The organism is Brevundimonas diminuta ATCC 11568 (assembly GCF_000204035.1).
GTDB lineage: Bacteria > Pseudomonadota > Alphaproteobacteria > Caulobacterales > Caulobacteraceae > Brevundimonas > Brevundimonas diminuta.
Genome location: NZ_GL883084.1, coordinates 415219 through 441355, shown reverse-complemented (window position 1 = coordinate 441355; position 26137 = coordinate 415219). Strand labels below are relative to the sequence as shown.

The 26137-nt window shown below is 67.5% G+C and carries 29 protein-coding genes and 1 tRNA gene; 11 read left to right on the top strand and 19 right to left on the bottom strand.

The genetic code is table 11. The features are described from left to right. The 8 genes from BDIM_RS02210 to rplU form a co-directional block, all read right to left on the bottom strand. Positions 1-480 (bottom strand): LPS export ABC transporter ATP-binding protein (locus BDIM_RS02210; RefSeq protein WP_040344762.1); only part of this gene is annotated, 480 nt, incomplete at its 3' end. A gap of 66 nt (positions 481-546) precedes the next feature. Further along, complete coding sequence (locus tag BDIM_RS02205) at positions 547-1035, bottom strand: LptA/OstA family protein (protein WP_003163933.1); 489 nt, start codon at positions 1033-1035, stop codon at positions 547-549. After that, positions 1032-1694 carry an LPS export ABC transporter periplasmic protein LptC gene (lptC, locus tag BDIM_RS02200; RefSeq protein ID WP_003163932.1) on the bottom strand — a complete coding sequence of 221 codons (663 nt, stop codon included), beginning with the start codon at positions 1692-1694 and terminating at the stop codon, positions 1032-1034. The genes BDIM_RS02205 and lptC overlap by 4 nt, the downstream gene beginning before the upstream one ends. Before the next feature lie 20 nt (positions 1695-1714). Then, positions 1715-2329, bottom strand: coding sequence for a ribonuclease D (locus BDIM_RS02195; protein ID WP_003163931.1), 615 nt, complete (start codon positions 2327-2329; stop codon positions 1715-1717). A 163-nt stretch (positions 2330-2492) separates the two neighbouring features. After that, positions 2493-2579 (bottom strand) — tRNA-Leu (locus BDIM_RS02190). A 124-nt stretch (positions 2580-2703) separates the two neighbouring features. Further along, a complete protein-coding gene (locus BDIM_RS02185; RefSeq protein WP_003163930.1) occupies positions 2704-3237 on the bottom strand; it encodes a GNAT family N-acetyltransferase in 534 nt (177 codons plus the stop codon). A 177-nt stretch (positions 3238-3414) separates the two neighbouring features. Beyond that, positions 3415-3699 carry a 50S ribosomal protein L27 gene (rpmA, locus tag BDIM_RS02180; RefSeq protein WP_040344569.1) on the bottom strand — a complete coding sequence of 95 codons (285 nt, stop codon included), beginning with the start codon at positions 3697-3699 and terminating at the stop codon, positions 3415-3417. 96 nt (positions 3700-3795) lie between these two features. Beyond that, positions 3796-4275, bottom strand: coding sequence for a 50S ribosomal protein L21 (gene rplU, locus BDIM_RS02175; RefSeq protein WP_003163928.1), 480 nt, complete (start codon positions 4273-4275; stop codon positions 3796-3798). 205 nt (positions 4276-4480) lie between these two features. On the opposite strand from rplU, the gene BDIM_RS02170 reads away from it, so the two are divergent. From BDIM_RS02170 to BDIM_RS02150, 5 genes are all read left to right on the top strand, one after another. Next, positions 4481-5797, top strand: a complete 1317-nt coding sequence (locus BDIM_RS02170) for an SAM-dependent methyltransferase (RefSeq protein ID WP_050796565.1) — start codon at positions 4481-4483, stop codon at positions 5795-5797. 50 nt (positions 5798-5847) lie between these two features. After that, positions 5848-6507 (top strand): hypothetical protein, encoded by a 660-nt coding sequence (locus BDIM_RS02165; RefSeq protein WP_003163926.1) that lies wholly within the window; start codon positions 5848-5850, stop codon positions 6505-6507. Between the two features lie 86 nt (positions 6508-6593). Beyond that, the gene (locus tag BDIM_RS02160) at positions 6594-7565 is read left to right on the top strand and encodes a cation diffusion facilitator family transporter (protein WP_003163925.1); all 972 of its coding nucleotides are present in this window, start codon (positions 6594-6596) and stop codon (positions 7563-7565) included. A gap of 49 nt (positions 7566-7614) precedes the next feature. Continuing rightward, positions 7615-8718, top strand: coding sequence for a CobW family GTP-binding protein (locus BDIM_RS02155; protein ID WP_003163924.1), 1104 nt, complete (start codon positions 7615-7617; stop codon positions 8716-8718). Further along, on the top strand, positions 8715-8924 hold the full coding sequence (locus BDIM_RS02150; RefSeq protein WP_003163923.1) for a DUF2093 domain-containing protein: 210 nt from the start codon (positions 8715-8717) through the stop codon (positions 8922-8924). The genes BDIM_RS02155 and BDIM_RS02150 overlap by 4 nt, the downstream gene beginning before the upstream one ends. A gap of 18 nt (positions 8925-8942) precedes the next feature. On the opposite strand, the gene BDIM_RS02145 is transcribed toward BDIM_RS02150, so the two are convergent. Further along, a complete protein-coding gene (locus tag BDIM_RS02145) occupies positions 8943-9629 on the bottom strand; it encodes an alpha/beta fold hydrolase (RefSeq protein WP_003163922.1) in 687 nt (228 codons plus the stop codon). An 88-nt stretch (positions 9630-9717) separates the two neighbouring features. Here BDIM_RS02145 and BDIM_RS02140 point away from each other — a divergent pair, with 88 nt between their 5' ends. The 3 genes from BDIM_RS02140 to BDIM_RS02130 all read left to right on the top strand — a co-directional run bounded on the left by BDIM_RS02140 (position 9718) and on the right by BDIM_RS02130 (position 13582). Continuing rightward, on the top strand, positions 9718-10683 hold the full coding sequence (locus BDIM_RS02140; RefSeq protein ID WP_003163921.1) for a WD40 repeat domain-containing protein: 966 nt from the start codon (positions 9718-9720) through the stop codon (positions 10681-10683). Positions 10684-10795: 112 nt separating this feature from the next. Then, positions 10796-11503: a monofunctional biosynthetic peptidoglycan transglycosylase gene (mtgA, locus tag BDIM_RS02135; RefSeq protein WP_003163920.1), complete on the top strand. Its 708-nt coding sequence runs from the start codon at positions 10796-10798 to the stop codon at positions 11501-11503. 126 nt (positions 11504-11629) lie between these two features. Continuing rightward, on the top strand, positions 11630-13582 hold the full coding sequence (locus BDIM_RS02130; RefSeq protein ID WP_003163919.1) for a TadE/TadG family type IV pilus assembly protein: 1953 nt from the start codon (positions 11630-11632) through the stop codon (positions 13580-13582). A 75-nt stretch (positions 13583-13657) separates the two neighbouring features. Here the strand turns inward: BDIM_RS02130 and BDIM_RS02125 are convergent, their stop codons facing one another. The 7 genes from BDIM_RS02125 to BDIM_RS02095 form a co-directional block, all read right to left on the bottom strand. After that, positions 13658-14680 carry an isopenicillin N synthase family dioxygenase gene (locus BDIM_RS02125; RefSeq protein ID WP_003163918.1) on the bottom strand — a complete coding sequence of 341 codons (1023 nt, stop codon included), beginning with the start codon at positions 14678-14680 and terminating at the stop codon, positions 13658-13660. Between the two features lie 54 nt (positions 14681-14734). Beyond that, positions 14735-15568, bottom strand: coding sequence for a DUF4908 domain-containing protein (locus BDIM_RS02120; protein ID WP_003163917.1), 834 nt, complete (start codon positions 15566-15568; stop codon positions 14735-14737). Between the two features lie 48 nt (positions 15569-15616). Beyond that, positions 15617-16342 carry an acetoacetyl-CoA reductase gene (gene phbB / locus BDIM_RS02115; RefSeq protein WP_003163916.1) on the bottom strand — a complete coding sequence of 242 codons (726 nt, stop codon included), beginning with the start codon at positions 16340-16342 and terminating at the stop codon, positions 15617-15619. A 100-nt stretch (positions 16343-16442) separates the two neighbouring features. Next, positions 16443-17513: an NAD(P)-dependent alcohol dehydrogenase gene (locus BDIM_RS02110; protein ID WP_003163915.1), complete on the bottom strand. Its 1071-nt coding sequence runs from the start codon at positions 17511-17513 to the stop codon at positions 16443-16445. A 4-nt stretch (positions 17514-17517) separates the two neighbouring features. After that, positions 17518-18270 carry a DUF72 domain-containing protein gene (locus tag BDIM_RS02105; protein ID WP_003163914.1) on the bottom strand — a complete coding sequence of 251 codons (753 nt, stop codon included), beginning with the start codon at positions 18268-18270 and terminating at the stop codon, positions 17518-17520. Between the two features lie 99 nt (positions 18271-18369). Beyond that, positions 18370-18636 carry a helix-turn-helix domain-containing protein gene (locus tag BDIM_RS02100; protein WP_040344567.1) on the bottom strand — a complete coding sequence of 89 codons (267 nt, stop codon included), beginning with the start codon at positions 18634-18636 and terminating at the stop codon, positions 18370-18372. After that, positions 18636-19238, bottom strand: a complete 603-nt coding sequence (locus tag BDIM_RS02095; protein WP_003163912.1) for a DUF2975 domain-containing protein — start codon at positions 19236-19238, stop codon at positions 18636-18638. The genes BDIM_RS02100 and BDIM_RS02095 overlap by 1 nt, the downstream gene beginning before the upstream one ends. An 81-nt stretch (positions 19239-19319) precedes the next feature. Between BDIM_RS02095 and BDIM_RS02090 the strand changes: the two genes are divergently transcribed. Beyond that, positions 19320-20276 (top strand): MBL fold metallo-hydrolase, encoded by a 957-nt coding sequence (locus tag BDIM_RS02090; protein ID WP_115616124.1) that lies wholly within the window; start codon positions 19320-19322, stop codon positions 20274-20276. A gap of 183 nt (positions 20277-20459) precedes the next feature. Continuing rightward, positions 20460-21251 carry a TSUP family transporter gene (locus BDIM_RS02085; RefSeq protein WP_003163910.1) on the top strand — a complete coding sequence of 264 codons (792 nt, stop codon included), beginning with the start codon at positions 20460-20462 and terminating at the stop codon, positions 21249-21251. Between the two features lies 1 nt (position 21252). On the opposite strand, the gene BDIM_RS02080 is transcribed toward BDIM_RS02085, so the two are convergent. From BDIM_RS02080 to BDIM_RS02070, 3 genes are all read right to left on the bottom strand, one after another. Next, complete coding sequence (locus tag BDIM_RS02080) at positions 21253-22863, bottom strand: PAS domain-containing hybrid sensor histidine kinase/response regulator (protein ID WP_003163909.1); 1611 nt, start codon at positions 22861-22863, stop codon at positions 21253-21255. Positions 22864-22957: 94 nt separating this feature from the next. Next, positions 22958-24319 (bottom strand): glutamate--cysteine ligase, encoded by a 1362-nt coding sequence (locus tag BDIM_RS02075; RefSeq protein ID WP_003163908.1) that lies wholly within the window; start codon positions 24317-24319, stop codon positions 22958-22960. Between the two features lie 69 nt (positions 24320-24388). After that, on the bottom strand, positions 24389-25108 hold the full coding sequence (locus BDIM_RS02070; RefSeq protein ID WP_003163907.1) for a 16S rRNA (uracil(1498)-N(3))-methyltransferase: 720 nt from the start codon (positions 25106-25108) through the stop codon (positions 24389-24391). Between the two features lie 83 nt (positions 25109-25191). Here BDIM_RS02070 and BDIM_RS18275 point away from each other — a divergent pair. Further along, the coding region (locus tag BDIM_RS18275; protein ID WP_248601197.1) for an ABC1 kinase family protein at positions 25192-26137 on the top strand (946 nt) is incomplete at its 3' end.

The following is a 26137-nucleotide window of genomic DNA, read 5'->3' as shown; positions in this document are numbered from 1 at the left end:
CGCGGCCAGGGCGCGGGCGATCTCGACGCGGCGCCGCTCGCCGCCCGACAGGCCGGTGGCCGGGGCGTGCCGCAGATGGTCGATGCGCAGCTCTTCCAGCAGGCGGGTGGTTTCGTCCCGCACGCCGGCGGCGGTCTTCTCGCGCAGTTCGACCACGGCCTTGACGTTCTGCTCAACCGTCATGCCGCGGAAGATGGAGGCTTCCTGCGCTAGATAACCCAGGCCCATGCGCGCGCGCTGGTACATGGGCTGCTGGGTGATGTCCTCATTATCCAGCCAGATCGAGCCGCTGTCGGCGGGGATCAGGCCGGTGATCATGTAGAAGCAGGTCGTCTTGCCCGCCCCGTTGGGGCCCAGCAGGCCGCAGACCTCGCCGCGCTGGACGTTCAGGGAGACGTCGCGCACGACCTGGCGCTGGCCGAAGCTGCGGGCGATGTGCTCGACGCGAAGGCCGGTCGGACGCGCATTGTCGGCCGAGATCGCCGCCGTCTCGGCGGCGGGCGCGTCCCGGTTCAGGGCTGAGAGTTCCTTGCGCGCCACGCGGGGTCAGTTCCCTTGCGGATAGAAGACGCCCTGGACGCGGCCGTTGGCGCCGCCGCCCTCGATGCGCGCCGTCTCGGTGCGGACGTTGTAGACGAGGCGGTTGCCGGTCAGCACGCTCTTGCCCTGGGTCAGGATGACGTCGCCGGTCACGACGACGTTGCCGTCGTTCAGCGTGTAGACGGCGCGGTCGCCCTTCATGCTCTGGTCCGGGGTGACGAAGTAGACGCCGCCGTTGGCCTCGATGCGGTTCAGCTCGCCGTTGGCCGTGAAGCCGCGGATGGCGTCGGCGCGCAGGCGGTTGCCGCCCTGCGTCACCTCGGCTCGTCCGCGCAGGGAAAAGCCGTCGGGCGTATATTCGCCGCTGTCTGCGCCGTACTGGACCGGCTGGCGGCTGGCGTCGGCGCGGTTTTGGGCGCCCGAAACGGCGGGCAGGGCCAGGGCGGTCATCAGGACGGCGCCCGCGATCGTCAGCTTGGACTTGGACATGTTCATCGGTCGGCTCCGGCGGGATTGATCGTCCCGCTTACCTTGGTTTCGCCCTGGCCGTTGAAAACGACCCGCTGGCCTTGATCATAAATCGCATAAGACGAAGCATTGATGCTTCCAAGGGGGCCGCGACCCTGCACCCCCTTGTCGCCGGTCACCACCCCGGTCTCGGTGTCGACCACGGCCTCGGGCGTGACCAGGGTCCAGCCCGTGCCGCCGTCGGAAATCTTCACGTTCGGGCCGATGACGACCTTGCGCTGGGTTTCCAGATAGGTGCCGCCGTCGGCGGTCAGCTCGGTCGTCTTGCGCGCGCCGAGGTTGAGCCGCAGCAGCGGGCCGACCAGGCGGAAATGGCCGGTCGCCGGATCGCGCACCGCGCCTTGGGCGCCGATGACGAAGGAGCGGCCCTGCGCGTCCTGGCCGTGGAACATGGGGTTGTCCAGGCGGATCTCGCGGCTCTCGCTGGCCTTGCGCTCCACCCCCGACATGACGGTGCGGAACACGGTCCAGGTCAGGGCGCCGCCCGCCAGCATCAGGATGACGATGGGCAGGACGCGGCGATACAGCTTCACCCGGCGCGAGCGCGTGCGCCAGCGTTCGCCGGCGCGGGCGACGCGCGCCTCGTCGGCGCGCTTCTGCTCGTCCTGGGCGGGCTGTTCGCTCATCGGCGTCTCGGGTCCGATTCTCAGGCGTGGGCGAAGATGTCGATCTCGTCCCAACCGGCCAGGTCGAGGCGCGAACGCACGGGCAGGAAGTCGAAGCAGGCCTGGGCCAGCTCCATGCGGCCTTCACGCACCAGCATCTCGTTCAGGCGGTTCATGATGGCGTGCAGGTACAGAACGTCCGAGGCGGCGTAGTCGAGTTGCGCCTGGCTCAGTTCCGCCGCGCCCCAGTCCGAGCTCTGCTGCGCCTTGGACATGTCGACCCCGGCCAGCTCCTTGGCCACGTCCTTCAGGCCGTGGCGGTCGGTGTAGGTGCGCGCCAGCTTCGACGCGATCTTGGTGCAGTAGACCGGGCGCGTCTCGACGCCCAGGTGCAGGTCGAACATGCCGATGTCGAAGCGGCCGAAGTGGAAGATCTTCAGCACCTTCGGATCGGTCAGCAGCCGCTTCAGATTGGGGCAGTCGTAGGCCGGACGGTTCAGGCGTACGACGTGGGCGTTCCCGTCGCCCGACGACAGCTGCACCACGCACAGCGGATCGCGACGGAAGCGCAGGCCCATCGTCTCGGAATCGATCGCCACCTGCGGCCCCAGGTCGAGGCCGTCGGGCAGGTCGCCTTCGTGGAAATAAACCGTCATGCGCGTAAAACTCGTTCGTCGTTCAGGCCGTAACATAGACGAACCGCGCGCTATCGCTAGGACGCAGGCTCGAGCTTTGCTGTCGCGGCCGTCGGGAAGGGGAAGCAAGGGCCGAAATGACAAACGGCGCCGCATCCGATCGGATACAGCGCCGCTTGAGAAATGGTGCCCAGGAGAGGACTCGAACCTCCACGGCCGTTAAGCCACTGGCACCTGAAGCCAGCGCGTCTACCAATTCCGCCACCTGGGCCCGGTGGGTCGCCCCGCCGAGGGCCGGACTAATAGGGGGGAGCCTCGGGACGGTCAACAGGCTTTTTCCCGATTCCTGAAAAAACTGCACCGTTGACCAAAAGCTCCGAGAAATCCGCGCTCTATCAGGCCAGCCAGACCATCATCCGCGTATCGGCGCTTTCGCCCCGCGCGCGGCTGAAGGCCGGGCGGGTCTCGCCCGTGTACAGGAAACCCGCCTTCTCCAGCACCCGGCCAGAGGCGGGGTTGTCGGCGAAGTGGCCGGCCATCAGGGCGCGGCGCTTCCACCGTGTCGAGGCCCAGACCAGGGCGCCTTCCAGCGCCTCGGTCGCATAGCCGCGGCCCCAGAACTCGCGCCCGATCCAATAGCCGGCCTCGGGCACGGCGTCGGTGTTCTGGAACATGCCGATGACGCCCACGGGACCGTGGTCCTCGTGCTCGATCAGGAAGGTGTTGGCCCGCTTCGGATCCTGGGACGCCACCTGCAGGACGAAGTCCTCGGCGTCGTCGACGCGAAAGGGGTGGGGCATGCGCTGGGTCATGCGGGCGATGTCGTGGTCATTGGCCAGGGCCGCGATCCGCGTCACGTCCTGGGCGCCGGGCGCGCGCAGCAGCAGACGCCGCGTCTCGACGACGGGGGAGGTTTCGATCACGCACATGGTTCGGCCTCGATGTCTTCGGCGCCGCCTCCTTGGAGGGCTCGGGCGGCTTGCGAGGCGGGGAAACGCAAACGGGGAGCCTGGTGATCCAGACTCCCCGCGGAAAATTTTCCCTTGGTCCGGATCGGCTGCTGTCGAGAGCAACGCGATCCGGGGAAATACTGTCCTGGCTTCGCGTTACTCGGCGGCCATCGCCTGGGCGTCGTCGTTGGCCGGGAGAATCGACACGTAACAACGGCCGCCACGTTTGGTGGTGAACTGCACCGCGCCGGTCGCCGTGGCGAACAGGGTGTGGTCGCGGCCCAGGCCCACGTTGGCGCCCGGGTGGAACTTGGTGCCGCGCTGACGCACGAGGATGTTGCCGGCCAGCACGCGCTCGCCGCCGAACTTCTTCACGCCAAGGCGCTTCGACTCTGAGTCGCGACCGTTACGCGACGAACCGCCAGATTTCTTGTGAGCCATCTTGCTGCTCCTCTTCCTTGGTGCGCTACCGCCCGTTCGGGCTGCTTGAGCGCACCATCTGTCCTGCTAGGCGCTGATCCAGCGCCGGTGAAAATCTTAGGCTTCGGCGCCTTCGGCCTTGGCGGCCTTCTTGGCGGGAGCCTTCTTGGCCTTCGGAGCCTCGGCTTCGACAGCCTCGACGCGCGGGGCCAGGCCACGAGCGCGGGCGTTGATTTCCGCCTTGGTGATCAGCTCGACCTTGCCGTCCCACTTGGCCTTCTCGCCGGCGCCTTCGATGCCGGTGATGCGCAGGACCGATTCCATCTGGCGATGGCCGTTCGTGCGGCGATAGCCCTGACGACGGATCTTCTTGAAGATCTTGATCTTCTCGCCCTTGCGGGTCTCGATCAGCGTGGCTGCGACAGCGGCGCCGTCGATCAGCGGAGCGCCGACCGTAACACCCTTGTCGCCGCCCAGCATGAGGACTTCACCGAAATTGACGGCAGCGCCAGCGTCGCCGTCGATCTTCTCGACAACAATCACATCGCCCGGTTGGACCCGGTACTGCTTTCCGCCGGTCTTGATCACCGCGTACATTAGGAAGCCTCAGCGTGAACGCAAAAATGGATGCGCCCGCCAGGAGACCCTGCGGGCGAAGAGCGGCGACATATACGGATGGTCACGGAAGAGTCAACGTTCACGGCGCGAAAACCCCGATCCTGTCGTGAATCCTCGAGTTTTCGTTGTCCGGCCGTTGGCATTCGTGCGATTGCCGGGCCCTGTTCAGGGAAGGGGAACGCCAATGAACATGAATTCGGATCGGCAGGTCGTCGCGGCCCGTCGCATCGTCGGCCATGTCGCCGACCATCTTAAGGCCGATCTGTCGGTACGTCTGTGGAACGGGGAGGTGTTGCCTCTAGGTGCGGGCGCGCGCGACGACATTCAGATCGTGATCGCACGGCCAGGCGCCGTGCGCAGACTGATGTTGAAGCCGTCGCTGATGACCTTGTTCGAACTGTTCGCCACAGGTGACCTGAAGGTCGAGGGGGGCAGCCCGCTGGAGGCGGCCGATCGTTGGGACCATGGACGGGCGGTGCACCTGAAGCGGTCCATGGATCGCGGCCTGATTCTGCGTGAGGCGCTGCCCTTCCTGCTCGGCGGGGGCGGAGATGGCGCTGTGCGACTTCCGGCCTGGGATGCGACGGGCGACGACGGCGTCGGCCGGGATCGCAACGGACGGCGCGACCAGGATTTCATCCAGTTCCATTATGATGTCGGCAATGACTTCTACGCTCTCTTCCTTGATCCGGAGATGGTTTACTCCAGCGCCTATTTCACCGGCCATGACGCAACGCTTGAGGACGCCCAGCAGGAAAAGCTGGATCGTATCTGCCGCAAGCTGAGGCTCAAGCCGGGTCAACGGATGCTGGATGTCGGCTGCGGCTGGGGCGGCCTGGCCTGCTGGGCGGCAGGCAAATATGGCGTCCATGTGCACGGCGTCACCCTCAGCCAAGCGCAACTGGATCATGCGCGAGCCAAGGTCGAACGACTGGGACTGTCGGACAAGGTGACGCTGGAGCTCAAGGATTATCGCGAGGTCGATGGCGTCGGCGCCTATGACGCCATCGCCCAGGTCGAGATGTTCGAGCACGCCGGCTTCGCCAATCACGAAAAGCACTTCAGGCAGATGCATCGCCTGCTGAAGCCGGGTGGTCTCTATTTCCACCAGGCGTCCGTGCGGCGCGGCGGCAAGGGCGAATTGAAGCCCACGCCGACCACCCGTGTCATCACCCGCTTCATCTTCCCCGGCGGCGAGTTGGACACCATCGGCATGACGGTCGGGAATCTCGGCCGCCTGGGGTTTGAGACCCTGGACGTCGAAGACATGCGCGAGCATTTCGAGATGACGCTGCGTGAATGGACGCGACGCCTTTATGATCGTCGTGCAGACGCCTATCGACTGGCGGGCGAGGCGCGCACGCGGCTATGGCTGATCTACTTCGCCTTGTTCGCCAAGGGGTTCGAGCGAGGGTCGGTTCTGGTCTATCAGACAGTGGCTCAGCGTCGCCGCCCGGGGCCGTCTGGCTTGTCGCTGGATAGGGCCGATCTTTATCGATAAGGCAAGAGGCGGCTCGACCGTTACATAATAACAGCCTATAGGCGTCCCCAATGACGCCGCCCGACCTGCAGCAACCGGTTCTGATTTCGCTTCTGGGCGGCGGCTTCGTCGCGGCCTTCCTGCATGCGGCCCTGCCGACCCACTGGCTGCCTTTCGTCCTGGTCGGCCGCGCCCAGCGCTGGAGCGTGGCGCGGGTCATGACGGCCGTGGTCACGGCGGGGCTGGCGCATATTCTGTCGACGGCCGTGGTCGGCTCGCTGATCGTGGCGGCCGGGCTGGCGCTGAACCGTTGGGTCGAGGGGCTGCTGCCGCACCTGTCGGCGGCGCTGCTGTTCCTGTTCGGCGCCTTCTACCTGGCCAGGGCCTCGCTGAAGCGTCCCGTCACGGCGGGCGGGCCGGCGACGGAACTGGCTGAACCCGCCGTGTCCGACAAGGCGGCCTTCTGGGGCCTGGTGCTGATGATGGCGGTGACGCCGGGCGAGGTGCTGCTGCCGATCTATCTGTCCTCGGCGACCGAGGGGGTGGGGGCCCTGGCCCTGCTGACCCTGACCTTCGCGGCGGGGACGGTGCTGGGCATGACCTTGCTGGCGGCCCTGGCGACGGCGGGCTACTCTATTCTTAGGCTGGAGCGGTGGGCGCGCTATGAAGGCGCCATCCTGGGCGGGGCGCTGATCCTGATCGGCTTCCTGGTGCTGACGCACCAGCACTGAGTTTCGATAGGTTATATATTTACATTCAAAGACTTATCTTCTGCGGGACTTGACCTTCTCGCGCGGGAAGACCTAGCTGAGCGGACATGGCGCACGATCACGCACACGGCCATGACGGCCACGACCACTCCCACGACCACGGTCATTCGCATGGCCATGGCCACTCGCACGGCTTCGGCGGGCACCATCATCATGGCCCGACCGACACGGGCGACTGGCGCTACGCCGTCGGCCTGATCGTCAACCTGGCCTTTGTCGTCGCCGAGTTCACGGCCGGCTTCATCGCCGACTCCACCGCCCTGATGGCCGATGCGGGCCACAACCTGTCGGACGTGCTGGGTCTGGCCATGGCGGGCGGGGCGGCCTGGCTGGCGCGGCGCGCGGCGGGGCCGAAGCGCACCTACGGCTATGGCAAGGCGACGGTGCTGGCGGCCCTGGGCAACGCCCTGCTGCTGATCTTCGCCTGCGGGGCGATCGCCTTCGAGGCGGTGCGCCGCCTGGCCGAGCCCGCGCCTGTCGCCTCGGGCGTCATCATCGTCGTGGCCGGGATCGGCTTCTTCATCAACCTGGGCACGGCCCTGCTGTTCATGAAGGACCAGCACAAGGATCTGAACGTGCGCGGGGCCTATCTGCACATGATGGCCGACGCCGCCGTGTCGCTGGGCGTGGTCGTCGCGGGCGTCGTCATCCTGTTCACCGGCTGGTCGCTGATCGACGGGATCGTCAGCCTGATCATCGTCGCCGTCATCATGATCGGCACCTGGGGCCTGCTGAAGGATTCGGTGAATCTGGCGCTGGACGCCGCGCCCAACGGCCTGGACGTGGGCGAGATCCGCGCCGCCTTCCTGGCCTTGCCGGGGGTGACGGCGGTGCACGACCTGCACGTCTGGGGGCTGTCGACGACCGATGCGGCCCTGACCGCCCACATCGTTCATGAACGCCCCGACGGCGACGCCCTGCTGGCCGAGGCGCAAGGCCTGGCGCGCGGCCGATTCGACATCAGCCACACGACCCTTCAGCTGGAAACGGCGGTCCTGCCGGATTGTCCGACCTGCTGAGCGGTTTCGCCTCTTCCCAAGGCGGCCCTCAGCCGCCATCTAGCGAGCCATGACCCAGAAGACACCCGTGACCGTCCTCACCGGCTACCTCGGCGCCGGCAAGACCACCCTGCTGAACCGCATCCTCACCGAGGACCACGGCAAGCGCTACGCCGTCATCGTCAATGAGTTCGGCGAGATCGGCATCGACAACGATCTGGTTGTCGGCGCCGACGAGGACGTGTTCGAGATGAACAACGGCTGCGTCTGCTGCACGGTGCGCGGCGACCTGATCCGCGTGGTCAACGGCCTGATGAAGCGCCAGCGCCCGGGCAAGCCCGCCTTCGACGCCATCATCGTCGAGACCACGGGTCTGGCCGACCCCGGCCCGGTGGCCCAGACCTTCTTCGTCGACGACGAGGTCAAGGCCAAGACCCAGCTGGACAGCGTCACCGCCCTGGTCGACGCCAAACACGTCATGGCGCGTCTGGACGACTCCAAGGAGGCGCGCGAGCAGGTCGCCTTCGCCGACCGCATCATCCTGAACAAGATCGACCTGGTGGATGAGGCCGCTCTGGCTGACGTCGAGGCCCGCCTGCGCGCGCTGAACCCCCTGGCCCCCATCGTTCGCGCCGAGCGCTCGAACGTGCCGTTGGATCAGGTGCTGGGCCTGCACGCCTTCGATTTGGAGCGCATCCTCGAGGTCAAGCCGGACTTCGTGAACCCGCCCCACGGCGCCGAGGGCCACGTCCACGACGAGCACTGCGGCCACGGGCATGACCATGCCGAGGATCACGTTCACGACGAACACTGCGGCCATGAGCATCACGATCACGACCACGATCATGCACACGGCCCGCGCGGCCACGCCCATGAGGACGACATCAAGGGGATTTCCCTGACGCTGGACCGTCCGCTGAACGGCGCCAAATTCACCGCCTGGCTGGACAAGCTGCTGGGCGAGCAGGGTCAGAACATCCTGCGCGCCAAGGGCATCATCGACGTTCAGGGCGAGGACCGCCGCCTGGTCTTCCAGGCCGTGCACATGATCCTCGAAGGCGACCTTCAGAAGCCGTGGGGCGACAAGGAGCGCCGCTGGAGCCGCGCTGTCTTCATCGGCCGCGATCTGGACGAAGCCGCCCTGAAGGCCGGGTTCGAGGCCTGCGCCGCATGAACCCGCCGCCCCGCCCGCGCACCGAAGCCAAGCTGATCTACGGCACGCCCGAGTTCGAGATCGTGCAGCACGGCGACCACGTCCGCTGCGCCGTCTCGGGCGCGCCGATCCCGCTGGAGGCGCTCAACTATTGGAGCGTCGAGCTTCAGGAGGCCTACGCCTCGGGCGAACTGATGACCCAACGCTGGGTCGAGACGCACAAATAGGTTGCTGACCCTCTCCCATCAGGAGAGGGTTTTCAGCCACGATGTCATCACTCGCGCCAGCGCCTTCGGCTGTTCCAGCGGGATCATGTGGCCGCTGTGCTCCACCGTCGCCAGCGTCGAGCCGGAAATCCCGCGGTGCAGCTCCTCCGCCTCCTCGCGCATCCGCAGGCGATCGGCGTCCGCCGCCACGATCAGCGTCGGCTGACGGATCTCGCTCAGACGTGCCAGATCGCCCGCCCGCGCCATCGCCGACTGGCGGTGAAACACTTCGCCGCCTAGCCGCAAGCCCATGTCGCGCACCCGCGCGATCATCGTCTCGTCGTTCGTCAGATCAGGATGCAGGGACGAGACGATGGCCGGACGGCTCAACCCCTTGAAGGCCTTCGGCGGCGCCTTCAACGACGAGCGCCTCTGGTGGATCAGCTCCTCCGTATCCCCGCGCGCCGAGGTGGCGATCAGGATCAGCGCCTCCACCCGCTCCGGCGCGATCCGCGCCAGCTCCCGCGCCACATAGCCGCCCATGGAAAAGCCCACGGCGACGAACCGCTCCGGCGCATCGCTCAGGACGGCCGCCGCCATGCGCTCGATATCCTCGCCCCGGCTGAGGTCGGTGGCGACCAGCGGCCCGAACGGGGCCAGGTCGTCGGTCATGGCGTCCCACAGGGTCGCATCGGCCATGAAGCCGGGAATGAGCAGCAGGGTCATGGCTCCCTCATAGACCCGCCACGCGACAGACGCGACGGGGGAGGTTATGAGGCGCATCCGACTTCTCCTTCGCCCCGCGTGAGCCGACATGACGACCTTCTCCTTCGACGCCCAGGTCACCGCCGCCCTGTTCGACAAGACGGGCGCGATCTTCGCCCTGGGCGACGGCTCGGTGCGGTTCGAGAGCGGCGCCCGCAGCGAGGTCCATGACGGCGCCGTGCTGTGCGCCTGCATCCACCCCTCGGGCGAGGGGATCGTCACTGGCGGCGACGACGGCAAGCTGGTCTGGAGCCGCGAGGGCGAGGCCGTCCTGCTGGCCCAGACCAAGGGGCAATGGATCGACGCCGTGGCCGCCTCGGCCGAGTCGGGCCTGATCGCCTTCTCCTCGGGCCGCACCCTGAGCGTGCTGGACGTCAAGGATCCGCACTTCCGCCGCGACTTCCAGCACGAGCGCACCGTTTCGGGCGTGGCCTTCGACCCCAAGGGCCGCCGCATCGCCGCCTCGACCTATGGCGGCGCCTGGCTGTGGTACGCCCGCATCGAGCAGCAGCAGCCGACGAAGCTGGCCTGGGCCGGGTCGCACCTGGCGGTCGGCTTCTCGACCGACGGAGCCTATGTCGTCACCTCCATGCAGGACAACCAGCTGCACGGCTGGCGCCTCAAGGATCAGAAGAACATGCGGATGGGCGGCTATCCGTCCAAGATCAAGAGCTTCGCCTTCCTGGCCAAGGGGCAGCTTTTGGCCACCTCGGGCGCGCAGGGCGTGGTGCTGTGGCCCTTCGTCGGCTCCAACGGGCCGATGGGGCGCGAGGCGACCGAGATCGGCTATGACGAGACGACCCTGATCGCCCATGTCGCCGCCGCCCCCGCCCACGGCCGTCTGGCGGCGGGGCTGGAAGACGGGCGCGTCTGGTGGGCCGATCCGGCCGGGCGCGGGCTTCAGTTCGTCAAGCAGGACAAGGGCGCCCCCATCACCGCCCTGGCCATGAGCGCCGGCGCCGCCCGCATCGCCTGGGCGGACGAGGACGGGCAGGCGGGCGTGGTTTCGCTCTGAAACAACGCCTCCCTGCCGTCATCCTCGGGCTTGACCCGAGGGTCCAGCCTCGCGACGGCGGTTCGGCAAGCCTCGCCGTGATTTCTCAACCTTCCTGAGCCATGCTCCGTCCATGACCCGTGCGAAACACCGCAAGCGGCGGCCGCTCCTGACCCTTCTGCTGATCCTGGCCCTGTTCCCGCTGGCCGGGGTGGCGGTGCATCGCTTCCTGCCGCCGCTGGCGACGATCCTGATGGTCAAGCAGGCGGCGGCCGGGCACGGCATGGACTATCGCTGGCGCTCGCTGGACCGTATCTCGCCGCGTCTGGTCGAGGCGGTGATCGCCGCCGAGGACGCCCGCTTCTGCCAGCACCACGGCTTCGACGTCGAGGCGATCCAGAAGGCGCTGGAGGCCAATGAACGCGCCGAACAACGCGGCTCGGGCAAGGTCCGCGGCGGCTCCACCATCAGCCAGCAGACCGCCAAGAACGTCTTCCTGTGGCCGGGCCGCGACTGGGTCCGCAAAGGTCTGGAGGCGGGCTACACCGGCCTGATCGAGATCGGCTGGGGCAAGCGGCGGATCATGGAGATGTATCTGAACGTCGCCGAATGGGCGCCGGGCGTCTATGGCGCCGAGGCCGCCTCGCGCCACTGGTTCGATAAGAGCGCGGACAAGCTGACGGCGCGCGAGGCCGCCCGCCTGGCCGCCGTCCTGCCCAGCCCGCGCCGCTACAACGCCGGATCGCCCGGTCCCTATGTCCGTCGTCGCGCCGCCCGCATTCAGGCGGCCATGGGCACGGTGCGCGAACAGGGGCTGGACGCCTGCGTCGACCGCCGCTGAAGCCGGCCGTTTCGCAACCTGTCGTTAACCGTGAGCGTGGGGCCAAGCCTTAACGGAACCGTGTCAGCCTGGGATCGACTGCGGACCCGTGCGTCCGCGCCGAGGCAGCCGGGGTTTGGCAAGACGATGGACCGACTGAAACGCGCCCGCGCGGCCGCCGGGCTGAAGAGCCTGGCCTCGCGCTTCCTGCGCCAGACCCAGGGCAATGTGGCGATGATGTTCGCCATGGCCCTGCCGGTGCTGCTGATGATCACCCTGGGCGCCATCGACATCCATCAGGCCTCCAAGGTTAAGGCGCAACTTCAGGACGCGCTGGACGCCGCCGCCCTGGCCGCCGCCCGCTCGACCTTCACCGACGACGTCAACATCAACAAGGTCGGCCTGGCGGCGCTCAAGGCCAATATGCCGAGCTATTTCGGCGAGGCCTCGGGCGACACGGCCAGCTTCGTCCTGCTCAACAATCGCGTTACCGGCGAGGCGACGGTGAACGTCAAGGTGCTGGTCGCCAACGTCGTCCTGCCGCCCTACGGCAAGCTGCTGGATGACTTCTTGCCGGTCAGCAGCCGCTCCGAAGTCCTGCGCGCCTCGCGCAACGTCGAGGTGGCGATGGCGCTGGACATTACCGGATCGATGGACAACTGCAGCCGCAACTGTCCACCGACCTCCAAGCTTGAAGATTTGCAGGCTGCGGCCAAGGAATTGGTCGACATCGTGGTGCAGGATCAGCAGACGCCTTTTTATTCAAAGGTCGCTCTGATTCCCTATGCTGCAGGCGTCAACGTCGGTTCTTCAGCGATTAGTGCGCGCGGTCCGTTGGACACGACCACTCACAACATTTCGGGGGCCACATGGTTGACGGGCTCTGTGAAGACGATCTCGAGCATTTCCGGGGGCTCGCCCTTGACCGTCAACGCCAGCAGCCACGGCTTTTCTAACGGTGATCGCGTTGTGCTTTGGAACGTCGCTAGGATAACGGGTCTGAATGGCGTGCCCTATGAGGTCGTGCGCGTTTCCAGCAGCCAGTTCCGACTGCGTTCACTGGACAGGTGGGGCAATGCGTCCAGCTATGTCAGTTCCTCCAGCAGTATGTCGAACACGGCTTATGTCGCCAAATGCGCGCGTTCGGATTGCGGTCTGGTGTTGACGGCGTCTGGTCACGGCCTTGCGGCAGATGATTATGTGCGCCTGACGAACATGGGCGGGCTCGCGCAGTTGAACGACGGTGGTTATCGCGTCGCCAGCGTCAGCGGTTCCCAGGTTGTTCTGGACACGACACGCAGCCTGGGCTTGGCTGGCGCGTCCAAGGGCGGCGTGACCTATAGCAGCGGCGGCAAGCTCATGAACGGTCGCGACGGCAGCGAATGGCGGGTTTTCCCTACGGCGGATGGGTACGTCAACGTCCACGCTTCCAGCACCTGTGTCAGCGAACGGGTCGGTGTGGAGCGGTATACGGATGCTCGTCCGTCGACAGCCTATGTGGGGCGCAGTTACCTATCGTCTTCGAACTCTTGTCCTTCGGCGGAATTGTCCGCCCTTTCCACCAGCGCCAGTTCGCTCAAGAGCAAGATTGATCAGATGAGCGCCGGCGGTTCGACGGCGGGCCAGATCGGCATCGCCTGGGCTTGGTATGCGCTCTCGCCTGACTTCGCTTCCCTGTTCAGTGGTGAAGGCCAGCCAGGCGCTTACGCTCCCAGCGATACACTGAAGGTCGCCATTCTGATGACTGACGGCGAGTTCAACACGCCCTTCAGGGATGGGGTCATCGCTCTTGACGCCGGAACCGGCAGCGGCGGGTTGGACAGTCATATTGACCTGAACTCGTCCAACGGAGACCCCTTCGCCCAGTCCGTCGCCCTATGCCAGGCCATGCAGGCCAAGGGAGTGGTCGTCTATACTGTCGGCTTTGACCTGGGCAGCGCCACGGGACGTGAGGGCGTCGTGGATACCGCCTTGGACGTGATGCGCGAGTGCGCGACCAATGAACAGACGCACTTTTTCCAGGCGGATGACGGCACCGACCTGAAGGAAGCTTTCCGCGCCATCGGCCGCGACATCACCCGCCTGCGCATCGCCCGCTGACGAAGACGCGGGGCAAGCAAAAGGGCCGGCGGATCGCTCCGTCGGCCCTTCGTGCTTTTCAGTCGTTCCGTCCGATCAGATCAGGCGGATCTCCTTCAGACGCTGGGTCAGGAAGTCCTCGGCCAGGATGGTCTGGCCCGCATAGCGGTCGGGGTTCTCCGCCGTGATCGTCGACGGCAGGGTCTCGATCGGGAAGTCCGGGTTGAAGTGCAGGAAGAAGGGGGTCGAATAGCGGGCGAAGCCGCGACGCTCGGGCTCCGGATTGACCACGCGATGCGTCGTCGACGGCAGGACGTGGTTGACTAGCCGCTGCAGCATGTCGCCGATGTTGACCACCAGGGCGCCCGGCGGCGGGGCGATGTCCAGCCACTCGCCGTCGGAGTCCTTCAGCTGCAGTCCGGCCTCTTCGGCGCCCAGCAGAAGGGTGATGACGTTGATGTCCTCATGGGCGCCCGCGCGCACGCCCTCGGCGTCGGCCGGGATCGGCGGATAGTGCAGCAGGCGCAGCACGCTGTTGCCCAGTTGGACCTTGTCCTCGAAATAGTCGTCATCGAGCTTCAGATAGCGGGCGATGGCCTTCAGGATGCGGCGGCCCAGTTCGTCCAGGCCGTCGAACAGGCCGTAGACGTGCTCGCGGAAGCCCGCCACCTCAGTCGGCCAGACGTTGTCGCGCATGTACTGGCGATAGGGATGGCCTTCCGGCAACTCGCGGCCCGTGTGCCAGAACTCCTTCAGGTCCACGGCGGCGGCGCCCTTGGCCGCCTCGACGCCGAAGGGGGTCAGGCCGCGCGCGCCGCCCGTGCCGGCTTGGTGATACTGGCGCTTCACGTCTTCAGGCAGGGCGAAGAAGGCCTTGGCGTCGGCCACGGCCGCGTCGATCAGGCCCTGATCCAGGCCATGGTCGGCGATGACGGCGAAGCCGTAACGGGCGAAGGAGGCGCCCAGGGCGTCGGCGAAGGCCTGGAAGTCGGCGTCATAGCCCTTCATCGACACCGGAACGATGGCGCGGGTCTTGGCCTTGTCCTCGGCGGAAACGGCGGTGAGGGAAGAGGTCACTGTGAAATCAGCCTCTCTGATAGTGAATATGGCGGCCCTCATACGCCCAATGGGCGCGAAAGGGCAGATGGCGCGGGTCGGACCTTTGGTCCACCGTCAGTCCTGCGGGATGACGGCCCGGATGACGCGCGCGGACGAAGGGCGGCCGGCGATGCCGCGCCGGGGATCGACCACGACGCGCAGATCGCCGCTGGAATAGGTCACGCTCGCGCGCGGGCCTTCGACTACGGTGATGCTGCGCAGCCGGTCCAAGAAGGGGCGGGCGCTGGGCGAACGGGCGATGCGGACCACGGCGTCGGTGGTGACGATCAGGGCCTCGATGCACAGGGCCTCGGATTCTTCGCCGAAGACGTTGATGCGGACCAGGCGGCCCATGGCCTCTGACACCAGGCTGCTGCGCCGGGTCATCAGGTTGAACATCTGCACCGGGCCGAGCGAGGGCGGCTCCAGGCTGACGGGCGGCCCGGCCAGGCTGACCGGCGAGCCGCCGGGCGTGCGCGTCGTATAGACGGTGATGCCGCCGCCGGTGGTGACGCGCAGCACCTGATCGCCCGCGTCGTTGCGATAGATGGTGTCGCCGCGCGGCGCCGAGGACGGGCGCAGGGCCCAGGTCTCGGTCGAGCGCTCGAACCGCAGCAGGGTCAGCGACCCCGCCCGGTCCAGGATGAAGGTCTGCCCCGCTTCCGAGACATAGCGTCCCGGCGGCGGGGTGGTGCGGATCACCGACTGGTCGCGGATGACGCGGCTCTGTTCGGACTGCACGTTCGAGCGGGTCTGGGCCTCGGCCTCGACCGCGCCCGCCAGACAGGCGAACGCCAGCGCCAGCCCCGTGGCCTGGAGCAGGCGCACGCCCGCGCCCGTCGCTGCGCTGGGCGTCGCGACGGCGAAGAAAGGCGGTTTCTCCGCCACGACTTCGACCGCAGACTTCATGTTTTCAGAGGTGATACGCGCGAACGGCGGATTTTGGGCGAACGCGGCTTATCCAACCAGGTACTGCCCGCCGTTGAGCGAGAGCGTGCAGCCTGTGACATATCCGGCACGCTCGCCCGACAGCCAGGACACCATGTCGGCGATCTCCTCGCCCTTGCCCAGGCGGCCGACGGGGATCTGGGCCACGATGGCGTCCAGCACCTTCTGGTCCATGGCGCCGACCATTTCGGTGTCGATATAGCCCGGCGCGATGCAGTTGACGGTCACGCCCTTGCGCGCGTTCTCCAGCGCCAGCGCCTTGGTGAAGCCGATCATCCCGGCCTTGGCGGCGGAATAGTTGGTCTGGCCGATCTGGCCCTTCTGGCCGTTGATCGAGGAGATGTTGACGATGCGGCCGAAGCCCCGGTCGCGCATGCCGTTGATGACCTGGCGCGTCATGTTGAACACGCTGTCCATGTTGACGCGGATCACGTCGGACCACTGGTCCGCGCTCATCTTGTGGAAGAAGCCGTCGCGCGTGATGCCAGCGTTGTTCACCAGGACGTCGATGGGGCCCAGCTGCGCCTCGACCTCCCTGACCGCCCGCTCGCAATCCTCGAACGAGCCGACGTTGCCCTTCACCACCATGACGCCCAGTTCGCGGGCGGTGGCCTCTGCGGCCTCGGTGTTGCCGGAATAACCGGCTGCGACCTGCAGCCCGTCTTCTTTCAGTCGTTGAACGATCGCCTTGCCGATGCCCCGGGTGCCCCCGGTGACGAATGCGGTACGCGTCATGACGTCTCCCTGTCCTGTGCGGCGGCCGTCGTGGTCGCGACGCCGTCCGCCTCCCTTGCCGACAGCCTTAGCGCGGCTGGCGGCGAACGAGAAGACGGGGTTACGCCGTCGCGGCCATACGGCCCATGTCGATGACGAAGCGGTAGCGCACGTCCGACCGCTCCATCCGTTCATAAGCTTGGTTGATCTGATCGGGGGCGATCACCTCAATCTCACACACGATCCCGTGTTCGCCGCAGAAGTCGAGCATCTCCTGCGTCTCGCGAATGCCGCCGATCAGCGAGCCGGCGATGCGGCGCCGCCGCCACAGCAGGGGCATGGCGAAGACCGGCAGCCCTTCGGTCGTCAGGCCCAGCATGACCATGGTCCCGTCGCGCGCCAGCAGATTGACGTGGCTGGCGATCTCATGCGTCGCCGAGACGGTGTTGATGATCAGGTCGAACTGCTCGGCCGCCGCCTTCATGGCCTCGGCGTCCGAGTTGATCAGGAAATGCCGGGCGCCCATCCGCTCGGCGTCGGCCTTCTTGCGGTCCGAGGTCGACAGCACCGTCACCTCGGCGCCCAGGGCGGCGGCCAGCTTGACCGCCATATGGCCCAGCCCGCCCAGGCCGATCACCGCCACCTTCGACCCCGGCCCCACGCCCCAGGTCTTCAGCGGCGACCAGGTGGTCACGCCCGCGCACAGCAACGGCGCCGCCGCATCCAGCGGCAGGCTGTCGGGAATCTTCAGCACGAAGGCCTGGTCGACGGTGATCCTGTCCGAATAACCGCCTTGGGTGATGGTCTGGCCGACCGCCTGGCCTTTCGGATCGCGCGAGCCGTAGGTCTGGGTCATGCCCGGCTCGCAATACTGCTCCAGCCCCTCGCGGCAGGCCGAACAGGTCCGGCAACTGTCGACCATGCAGCCGACGCCGACGCGATCGCCTTCCTTGAAGCGGGCGACGTTCGCGCCGACCGCCGTCACCACCCCGGCGATCTCATGGCCCGGCACGATGGGATAGCGGGTGCCGCCCAGGTCGTTCTTCACCACATGCAGGTCCGAGTGGCAGACGCCGCAGTATTTGATCGCGATGGCCACGTCGTCCGGGCCGGGATCGCGGCGCTCGAAGCTGTAGGGGCGCAGCGGCTGGTCGGCGGCGGTCGCGGCGAAGGCGCGCGTGGCGATGGGCATGGGTTCAGTCCTTCAGCTTGGCGATCAGCGCCTGGGCCGCCGCCGGGTTCCGCACCTTGGCCCCCGAGATGAAGTAGGCGAAGACGTCGCCGCGCTCGGCCCAGCCGCGCGCCTGTTTCGCCACGGCGTCCAACTCGTCCGAGGTCATGCCCGTCGGCTCGTCCTCGCGGCTGGACATCAGCCGCGCATAGGTAAAGTCCGTCGTCGCCTCGTCGATCTGGGGCCAGGTCGGCTCCTCGTCGTCGACCGCATAGACGACGGCCGCGCCGTATTTCCGCGCCAGATCATAGAACTGTTCGGTGGCGAAGGTCGGGTTGCGCACCTCCAGCGCGTGGCGCAGCCGCACCCCGTCCTTCTCCTTGGGCAACAGTTTCAGGAAGCCTTCGAAGTCCTCGGGCTCGAACTTCTTCGTCCCCATGAACTGCCAGTTGATCGGCCCCAGCTTGTCGCCCAGCGTCGTCAGCCCCTGCGACAGAAACCGTTCGAAGCTCTCGGCGCCGTCGGACAGAACCTTTCTATTGGTGCAATAGCGGCTGGCCTTGACCGCAAAGACGAAGCCGTCCGGCGTCTCGTCGCGCCACTTCGCCCAGCTGTCGGGCTTGAAGGTCGAATAATAGGTGCCGTTGATCTCGATCGAGGTCAGCGCCCGGCTGGCGAACTCCAGCTCCCGCTTCTGCACCAGCCCCTCGGGATAGAAGACCCCGCGCCACGGCTCAAAGGTCCAGCCGCCGACGCCGATATGGATGGATCCTGTCATGGCTGCGCCTCCTGATGAAGGCCGCCTTGATCGCAGAAATCACCGAGGGCGGCTATGGGAAGCGGGCGGGTGCGTGTCTGCTAAGGGGGATTGCCGCCTTTACAGTCGGAGCTGACTTATGGTCCGCTTGTTGTTGCATTCACTTTCCGCGCCCTCACCGGAGTCGGGCGCGTATTCCAGAATGTCGGCCGGGCTGCAGTCCAGATAGCGGCAGATGGCGTCCAGGGTGGCGAAGCGCAGGCCGCGCACCTTGCCTGACTTCAACAGGGAGAGGTTGGTTTCCGAGATGCCGATGGCGCGCGCCAGCACGTTCGAGCGCACCTTGCGTCGCGCCATCATCACGTCCAGCCGTACGATGATGGGCATCAGACGAACCGCGAGGCGTCGTCGTGCACCTCGGCGCCCCAGGCCATGACCCGCGCCACCACGAACAAGATCAGCCCAAGGGCCAGGGCCTTGGCGCTGTCGATCCTCAGCCAGCCCTCGTCGTCGAACCCCGCCAGCGTCACCAGGACATGGCCGAGTGTCGGGGCGACGGCGTAGGCCATCAGCCACAGGGCGATGCCGCCCATGCAGCGAGCGTTCTCCGGGGCCAGGACGATCCCTGATCCATAGAGGCGGAACAGCCGCCGCAGCCCCCACAGCACCGCCAGGGCGGGGATCATCATCACGCTGGCCGACAGGGCCAGGGCGATCTTCTGAATCCAGGGCAGGGCGCCGACGGTGGTCCAGCCGGGCGGCACGGGCGGGACCGTCGCCTCGATATAGATCTGCATCCCGCCGGGGCGGACCTGCAACCGGGTTCCGACATAGGTCAGCACGGCGACGACCGCGACCGCCAACAGGGCGGCGCCCAGCGCGAACAGCACGGTGAACAGCCACTCCAGCGGACGGCTGAGCCGCCGGATGCGGACGAAGGCGTCAGGCTCCAGCGGAACCGGCGGGGGCAAGGCGACGACAACCGCCATGGGATAACGCTGCTCCAATTCGATTGACGGCTATATTTTTATGTATTTCGATATGTTCAATAACTCAACCGAGGATACGACATGTCGCATCAAGACCAAGGGGGCGGGGCGCCCATGATCGCTGGTCTGGCTCTGGCGGCCCTGCTGGCCGGTTGCGCCACTCCGGCCAGCCGCCACCCGTTGACGCTCGCAGACCTGGGCGCGGCTTCGCGCGCCTCGGCGCTGGAGGCGAGCCTGGCGCGGCCCGGCGTCGTGACTTTCGAGCGCGTTCGTTTCGCTCAGTGGACGGCGGGACGGGGCGTCTTCATCGATCGCAAGGATCCACGCACGGCGACCGTGCCCAAGGGTGATGAGGAGGCGATGATCTACGCCTATGTGGTGGATCATCCTCGCTTCGGACGGGTGATGATCGACAGCGGCGTGTCGTCCGAACTGGGTGAGCGGCTGAATGGTCTGATGCGCCGGGCGGTGTCTGACCTTGATGTCCGCATCACGCGCACCACGGCTCAGTGGCTGGACGGCCAGACGCCGCCGCGCGCCGTCTTCCTGACCCATCTGCATTTCGACCATGTGGGCGGGTTGGTCGACCTGCCGGTCACGACGCCTGTCTATGTGGGCGCAGGGGAGGCTCAGGAACGCAGTCGCGCGAACCTGGTGCTGGGCCGCCCGGCGGACGCCGCCCTGCGCGGCTACGGCCCCCTGCGCGAGTGGCGGTTCCAGCCGGACCCCGACGGCCGGTTCGCCGGGGTGCTGGACGTTTTCGGCGACGGCTCGATCTGGGCTATCAGCACGCCGGGACATTCGGCGGGATCGACCGCCTATCTGGTCAACGCCGTGGACGGGCCGAAGCTGGTGGTCGGCGACGCGGTCAGCACCCGCCTGGGCTGGGAGCAGCAGATGCCGCAGCCTGTCGCGCCCGCCGCCCGCGCCGCTGCTGAAACCTCTGCCGAACGGCTACGCAGCTTTGCGGCCGCGCATCCGAATGTGGAGGTGTTCCTCGGCCACCAATCAAGAACGGGGCAGGAAGAGCCGAGGTGAAACAGCTTCGCACGCGACTGCGATCTGACCGGAATACGCTCCAAAAGTTCGCAACGGGTTGAAAGCCGCCATCGCCATCTCGTGAAACAACGGCCTGGTGTTCGCGCCTAGGCACAGTCTCAACGTGGTGGCGATCCGTCCCCCACGGGGCTATAGCGCCAGCCTGACCGGAGTGCTGCGCGCGTGTTCGAACTGACGCCTGAGATCATCGCCCTGTTGGGCGTCGCGTCGGTGATCGCCGGCTTCATCGACGCCATCGCCGGGGGCGGGGGGCTGATCTCCTTGCCGGCCCTGCTGTCGGTGGGGCTGAACCCGGTCGCCGCCATCGCCACCAACAAGGTTCAGGGCAGCGTCGGCACCGCCAGCGCCCTGTGGAATTTCTGGCGCAAGGGACGGGTGGACTTTCGGCTGATCCGCTGGCCGATGCTGTTGACGGCGATCGGGGCGGGGCTGGGCGCTTTCGCCGTGACGCTGGTCGACACGCGGTGGCTGATGATCCTGCTGCCCGTGCTGCTGGTCGGCATCGCGCTTTATTTCCTGCTCGGCCCCAAGGCGGCGGACGAGGACGCCCACGCCCGGCTGACGCCGCTGGCCTACGCCTTCGTGGCGGGCGGGATCGGCTTCTACGACGGCTTCTTCGGGCCGGGGACGGGGTCGTTCTTCGCGCTCAGCCTCGTCATGCTGCTGGGCATGGGGCTGACGCGGGCGACGGCCCACACCAAGGCGCTGAACCTGATGAGCAACGTCGTGGGCATCGTCGTCCTGGCGGTCGGGGGCCATGTGGTCTGGGTTCTGGCCGGGATCATGGCGGTGGGCCAGTTCGTCGGCGGGCGCATGGGCTCGCACGCGGCCATGCGTTTCGGGCCGCGCCTGATCCGCCCCCTGTTGGTGGTCATCTCCCTGGCCATGACGGCGCGGCTGTTGTCCGATCCGGCCAATCCGCTCAGAGCCATGATCGCCGGCTGGCTGGGCTAGGTCAGCCGGGCTGGACCGCGCGGTCGGCCAGCGTCCTGCGGACCGCATCGGTCAGGGCCTCGGCCGTGACGGGCTTGGCCAGGTGCAGGTCGGCGCCGGCCTGGGCGGCCTGTTCCTGATGCTCGATCATGGCGTTGGCGCTCAGCATGATGACCGGCGCGCGCGGACGCGCCGGATCGGCGGCCTCGATCTCGCGCAGGGCGCGGGTGGCGCTCAGCCCGTCCATCACCGGCATCTGCATGTCCATCAGCACCAGGTCGAACCGTTCGGCGGCGAAGGCGGCCACCGCCTGCTCGCCGTTCTCGACCAGGGTCAGCTCGACGCTGTCGCCGAGGATCAACTGCACCACCCGCTGATTGATCGGATGATCCTCGGCCAGCAGGACGCGCGGGCGCGGGCCGGGAGGCGGCGCGTCTGACGCCGCCTCTTCGACGTAAGCCGCGTCGAACTGGGCCAGGGAGGCGATGCGCGTCAGCGGCAGCTCGACCTGGAAGCGGCTGCCTTCGCCCGGGGCCGACTCGGCCTCGATGCGTCCGCCCATCATCTCCGTCAGGGCGTGGCAGATGGACAGGCCCAGCCCGGCCCCGCCGAAACGCCGGGTGATGGAGGCGTCGGCCTGGCTGAACCGCTGGAACAACTGCGCCGCGTGATCGGCGCCGAAGCCGATGCCGGTGTCGCGCACCTCCAGAGTCAGCAGGACGGCGCCGTCGCCCCTGTCCAGCAGATCGACATGGACCGACACCTGGCCCTGGGCGGTGAATTTGACGGCGTTGGACAGCAGATTGCCCAGGATCTGGCGAACCCGCACCACGTCGCCGTTGAAGACGCCGCACGCGCTCTCGGCGCGCTCAAGGCGGAAGGTCAGCCCCTTCTCTTCGGCCAGACCGCGCAGGGGGGCGATGGCGGGGATCAGGGCGTCGTTCAGGTCGAAGGGGCGGGTTTCCAGCGTCATGCGCCCGGATTCGATGCGCGACACGTCCAGGATGTCCGTGACCAGCCGCTCCAGGGTCACGCTCGAACTGCGGACCAGTTCGACCATTTCGGCCTGCTGGGGCGACAGCGGCGTGCGCGCCAGGGCGTCGATGACGCCGATGACCCCGTTCAGCGGCGTGCGGATCTCATGACTCATATTGGCCAGGAAGTCGGACTTGGCGCGGTTGGCGGTCTCGGCCGCGGCCTTGGCCTCGACCAGGGCGCGCTCGGCGGCCACCTTGGCCGTCACGTCGCGGGCGACGGCGTAGATGCGGTCGCCGAACTTCTGCGCCCGCCATTCCAGGGTGACGTAGCGGCCGTCCTTGTGGCGATAGCGGTTGACGTGGCCCAGCACCGGATCGCCGGGGCGGCGCGTCTCGACCTCGGTTACGCTGCCCAGAGTGCCGGGCATGTCGTCGGGGTGGACCAGGGTCAGTATGGGCAGGCCGACCAGCTCTTCGGGTCGATAGCCCAGGATGGAGGCCCAGGAGGCGCTGACCCGCACGATCCGCCCCTCCAGGTCGCGGATCACCAGCAGGTCCAGGGACACGTCGAAGAAGGTCGCCAGATCGACTCCGGCGTCAGGCGGCGGCTGCGGCTGTCCCGTCGAGGAAGGGGCGGCGGCCGGAGTGAGGGGCATGGGCGGTCCTGAGGCGCGGTCCTGAAGGCGGGCTGGACCTCACCCTAGCGCCTGCCGGTTAAGGGCGCCTTGCGGCTCGCCCCTCAGGAGAGCTTCAGTAGGCCATGTCGCGATAGACGCGGCTGACGTCGCCGCCCCACTCGCCGTTATAGAGCTCCAGCAGCCGGTCGGCCGAGGTCACGCCGCTGTCGGCGATGTCTTCCAGTTCGGTGATGTAGCCGCGCTCGTCCACCATGCCGCCGCTGAAGCGGGCGCGGTTCTTCAGGCCCTGCTTGGCGATGTTGACCATGTCGACGGCGATGTCGCGCACGCTGCGGCCGTTGACCTCGGCCTTCAGGCCCAGCCGCGTCACGTCGCGGCGCAGGCGCTCATGGTCGGCGATGTCCCAGTCCTTGCACAGATCCCAGGCCGCCGCGAGCGACGGCGCGTCATACAGGATTCCGGCCCACAGGGCGGGCAGGGCGCAGATGCGGCTCCACGGCCCGCCGTCGGCGCCGCGCATCTCCAGATACTGTTTCAGCCGCACCTCGGGGAAGAGGGTGGTCAGGTGGTCGGCCCAGTCCTTGGCCGTGGCGCGGTCGCCCGGCAGGGCGTCCAGCTTGCCGTCCATGAAGGCGCGGAACGACTGGCCCGACAGGTCGACATAGGTCTCGCCGCGCTTGGCGAAATACATCGGCGCGTCCAGCGCATAGTCGGCGTAGCGTTCGTAGCCGAAGCCGTCCTCGAACACGAAATCCAGCATCCCCGTGCGGTCCGGGTCGGTGTCGGTCCAGACGTTGGCGCGCGCCGACAGGAAGCCGTTCGGCCTGCCCTCGGTGAAGGGGCTGTTGGCGAACAGGGCCGTGGCGATGGGCTGCAACGCCAGCGAAGTCCGGAACTTCATCACCATGTCGGCTTCGCTGTCGAAGTCGAGGTTCGCCTGGATGGTGCAGGTGCGCAGCATCATGTCCAGGCCCAGATCGCCCTTCTTGGGCATGTAGGCGCGCATGATGTCATAGCGGCCCTTGGGCATGACGGGGATGTCCTCGCGCCGCCACATCGGGTCGAAGCCCAGGCCCAGGAAACCCAGGTTCAGCTGGTCCGCGACCTGCTTGACCTCCATCAGGTGCTGGCCGGTCTCGTTGCAGATGTCGTGGATGTCCTTCAGCGGGGCGCCCGACAGTTCGAACTGACCGCCCGGCTCCAGACTGATCGAGGCGCTGAAGCCCTCGGCGTTCTTGCGCTCCAGGGCGATGACGCGGCCGGTTTCCTCGACCGGCGACCAGCCGAAGCGCTGCAGGCCCGTCAGCATGGCCAGGATGCCGTTCTCGCCCTCATAGGCGGGGCGACGCAGGGTCGACTTGTCGAAGCCGAACTTCTCGTGCTCCGCGCCGATGCGCCACTGGTCGCGGGGCTTCTCGCCCTTCGACATGGCGTGGATCAGCTGGTCTCTGGAAAGGGGCGCCGTGTCGGACATCTGTAACCTCTGCTGTCGCGGCTAGATGGGCCAGCCGACGGCCATGCTCAAGGGGGGCCGTGGAAACTTCTAGCGATCCCAGTCGCCGACGGCCGCCTGCCACAGGGTCATGGCGGCGATGGCGGCGGTGTCGGCCCGCAGAATGCGCGGCCCCAGCGAGACGGCGGTGGTGAAGGGCAGGGACCGCAGCCGCTCGCCCTCCTCGGGCGAGAAGCCGCCTTCGGGCCCGATCAGAATGGCCCACTTGCCGTCGCCCGCTTGCGTCAACGCCGATGCGGCGGGCGCGCCGCCCGTCTCGTCGCAGAACATCAGCCGACGCCCCGCCTCCCAGCCGTCCAGCAGGGCGTCCAGCTTCACCGGATCATCCACGACGGGTACGTCCAGGCGTCCGGTCTGCTCGGCGGCCTCCTCGGCGATGGCGTCCAGCCGGTCCAGCCGCAGACGGTCGGCGTTGGTGCGATGGGTCAGCGCCAGCCGCACCCGCTTGGCGCCCAGTTCGGCGGCCTTCTCCACGATGGTCTCGACGCGGGCCTTCTTCACCACGGCGACGATCAGCTCCAGATCGGGGCCATAGACCTGCGGCCGCATCTGTTCCTCGGCGCGCAGGATGACGCCCTTCTTCAGCACTTCGGCGACGCTGACGCGCCACTCCCCGTCGCGGCCGTTGAAGACCAGAAGCTCGTCGCCCGCCTTCAACCGCATCACCTGCGTCAGATAGCGCGACTGGTCGAGCGTGGGCGCCACGACGGCGCCGGGGGCGAGGTCGCCCTGAACATGAAGACGGATCATGGCGCCTGCATATCGCGCTTTCGCAGAGACGACCAACCTCGGCCTGATGGGAACGCGGCGAGCCTGCCCCGCGTTCGCCTTTCATGTTCACAACCTTGGCCGTAGCGGCGCGCGATCGAAAACGTCTGGCCGAGATTTCAGGCGTCGCCGCCCGCTTCGGGCTTGAGGCCGTGCTGTTGCGCCTCGGTCTCGGCGGCGGCGAAGCCCATGCCGACGGGCCGGAGCCTTTGTCGCGCCGCACCCGTCAGGCGCTGGAGGCGCTGGGCCCCACCTTCGTCAAGCTGGGCCAGATCCTGTCCACCCGCTCGGACCTGCTGCCCGCCGATTGGATCGCCGAGTTCGAACAGCTTCAGAGCGCCGGCCCCACCCTCGACTTCGAGACGCTGCGGCCCGAGGTCGAGGCCGCGCTCGGCGGGCCGCCGGAACAGGTCTTCGCCCGTTTCGACGCGGCGCCGCTGGCCGCAGCCTCCATCGCCCAGGTGCACCGCGCCGCCCTGCACGACGGGACTGAGGTGGTGGTCAAGATCCGCCGTCCCGGCGTGCGCCCGCGCGTCGAGGCCGACCTGCGCCTGATCGCCGAACTGGCCCGCCGCGCCGAACAGTCCAGCGCCGAGATCGCCCGCTATCGCCCGCGCGCCCTGATCGCCCAACTGACCGAGGCCATGCTGGACGAACTGGATTTCACCACCGAAGGCCGCAACGTCGACCGCTTCGCCGCCGACTTCGCCAGGAACCGCGATGTGGTCATCCCGGCCGTCTATTGGCAGCACACGACCGACAGCGTGCTGGTGCAGGACTATCTCGACGGCGTCCCTCCCGTGGACGCGGCGCGGCTGAGGGCGGCGGGCGTCGACCCCCACCGGCTGGCCCGCGTCGGCGCCGAGGCGGTGCTGTACATGGTGCTGGTCAACGGGCGGTTTCACGCCGATCCGCACCCCGGCAACCTGCGCGGCCTGCCCGGCGACCGGGTGGGCTTGCTGGACTTCGGCATGGTCGGGGCCGTTACCCCGCGCCGCCGCGCCGAGCTGA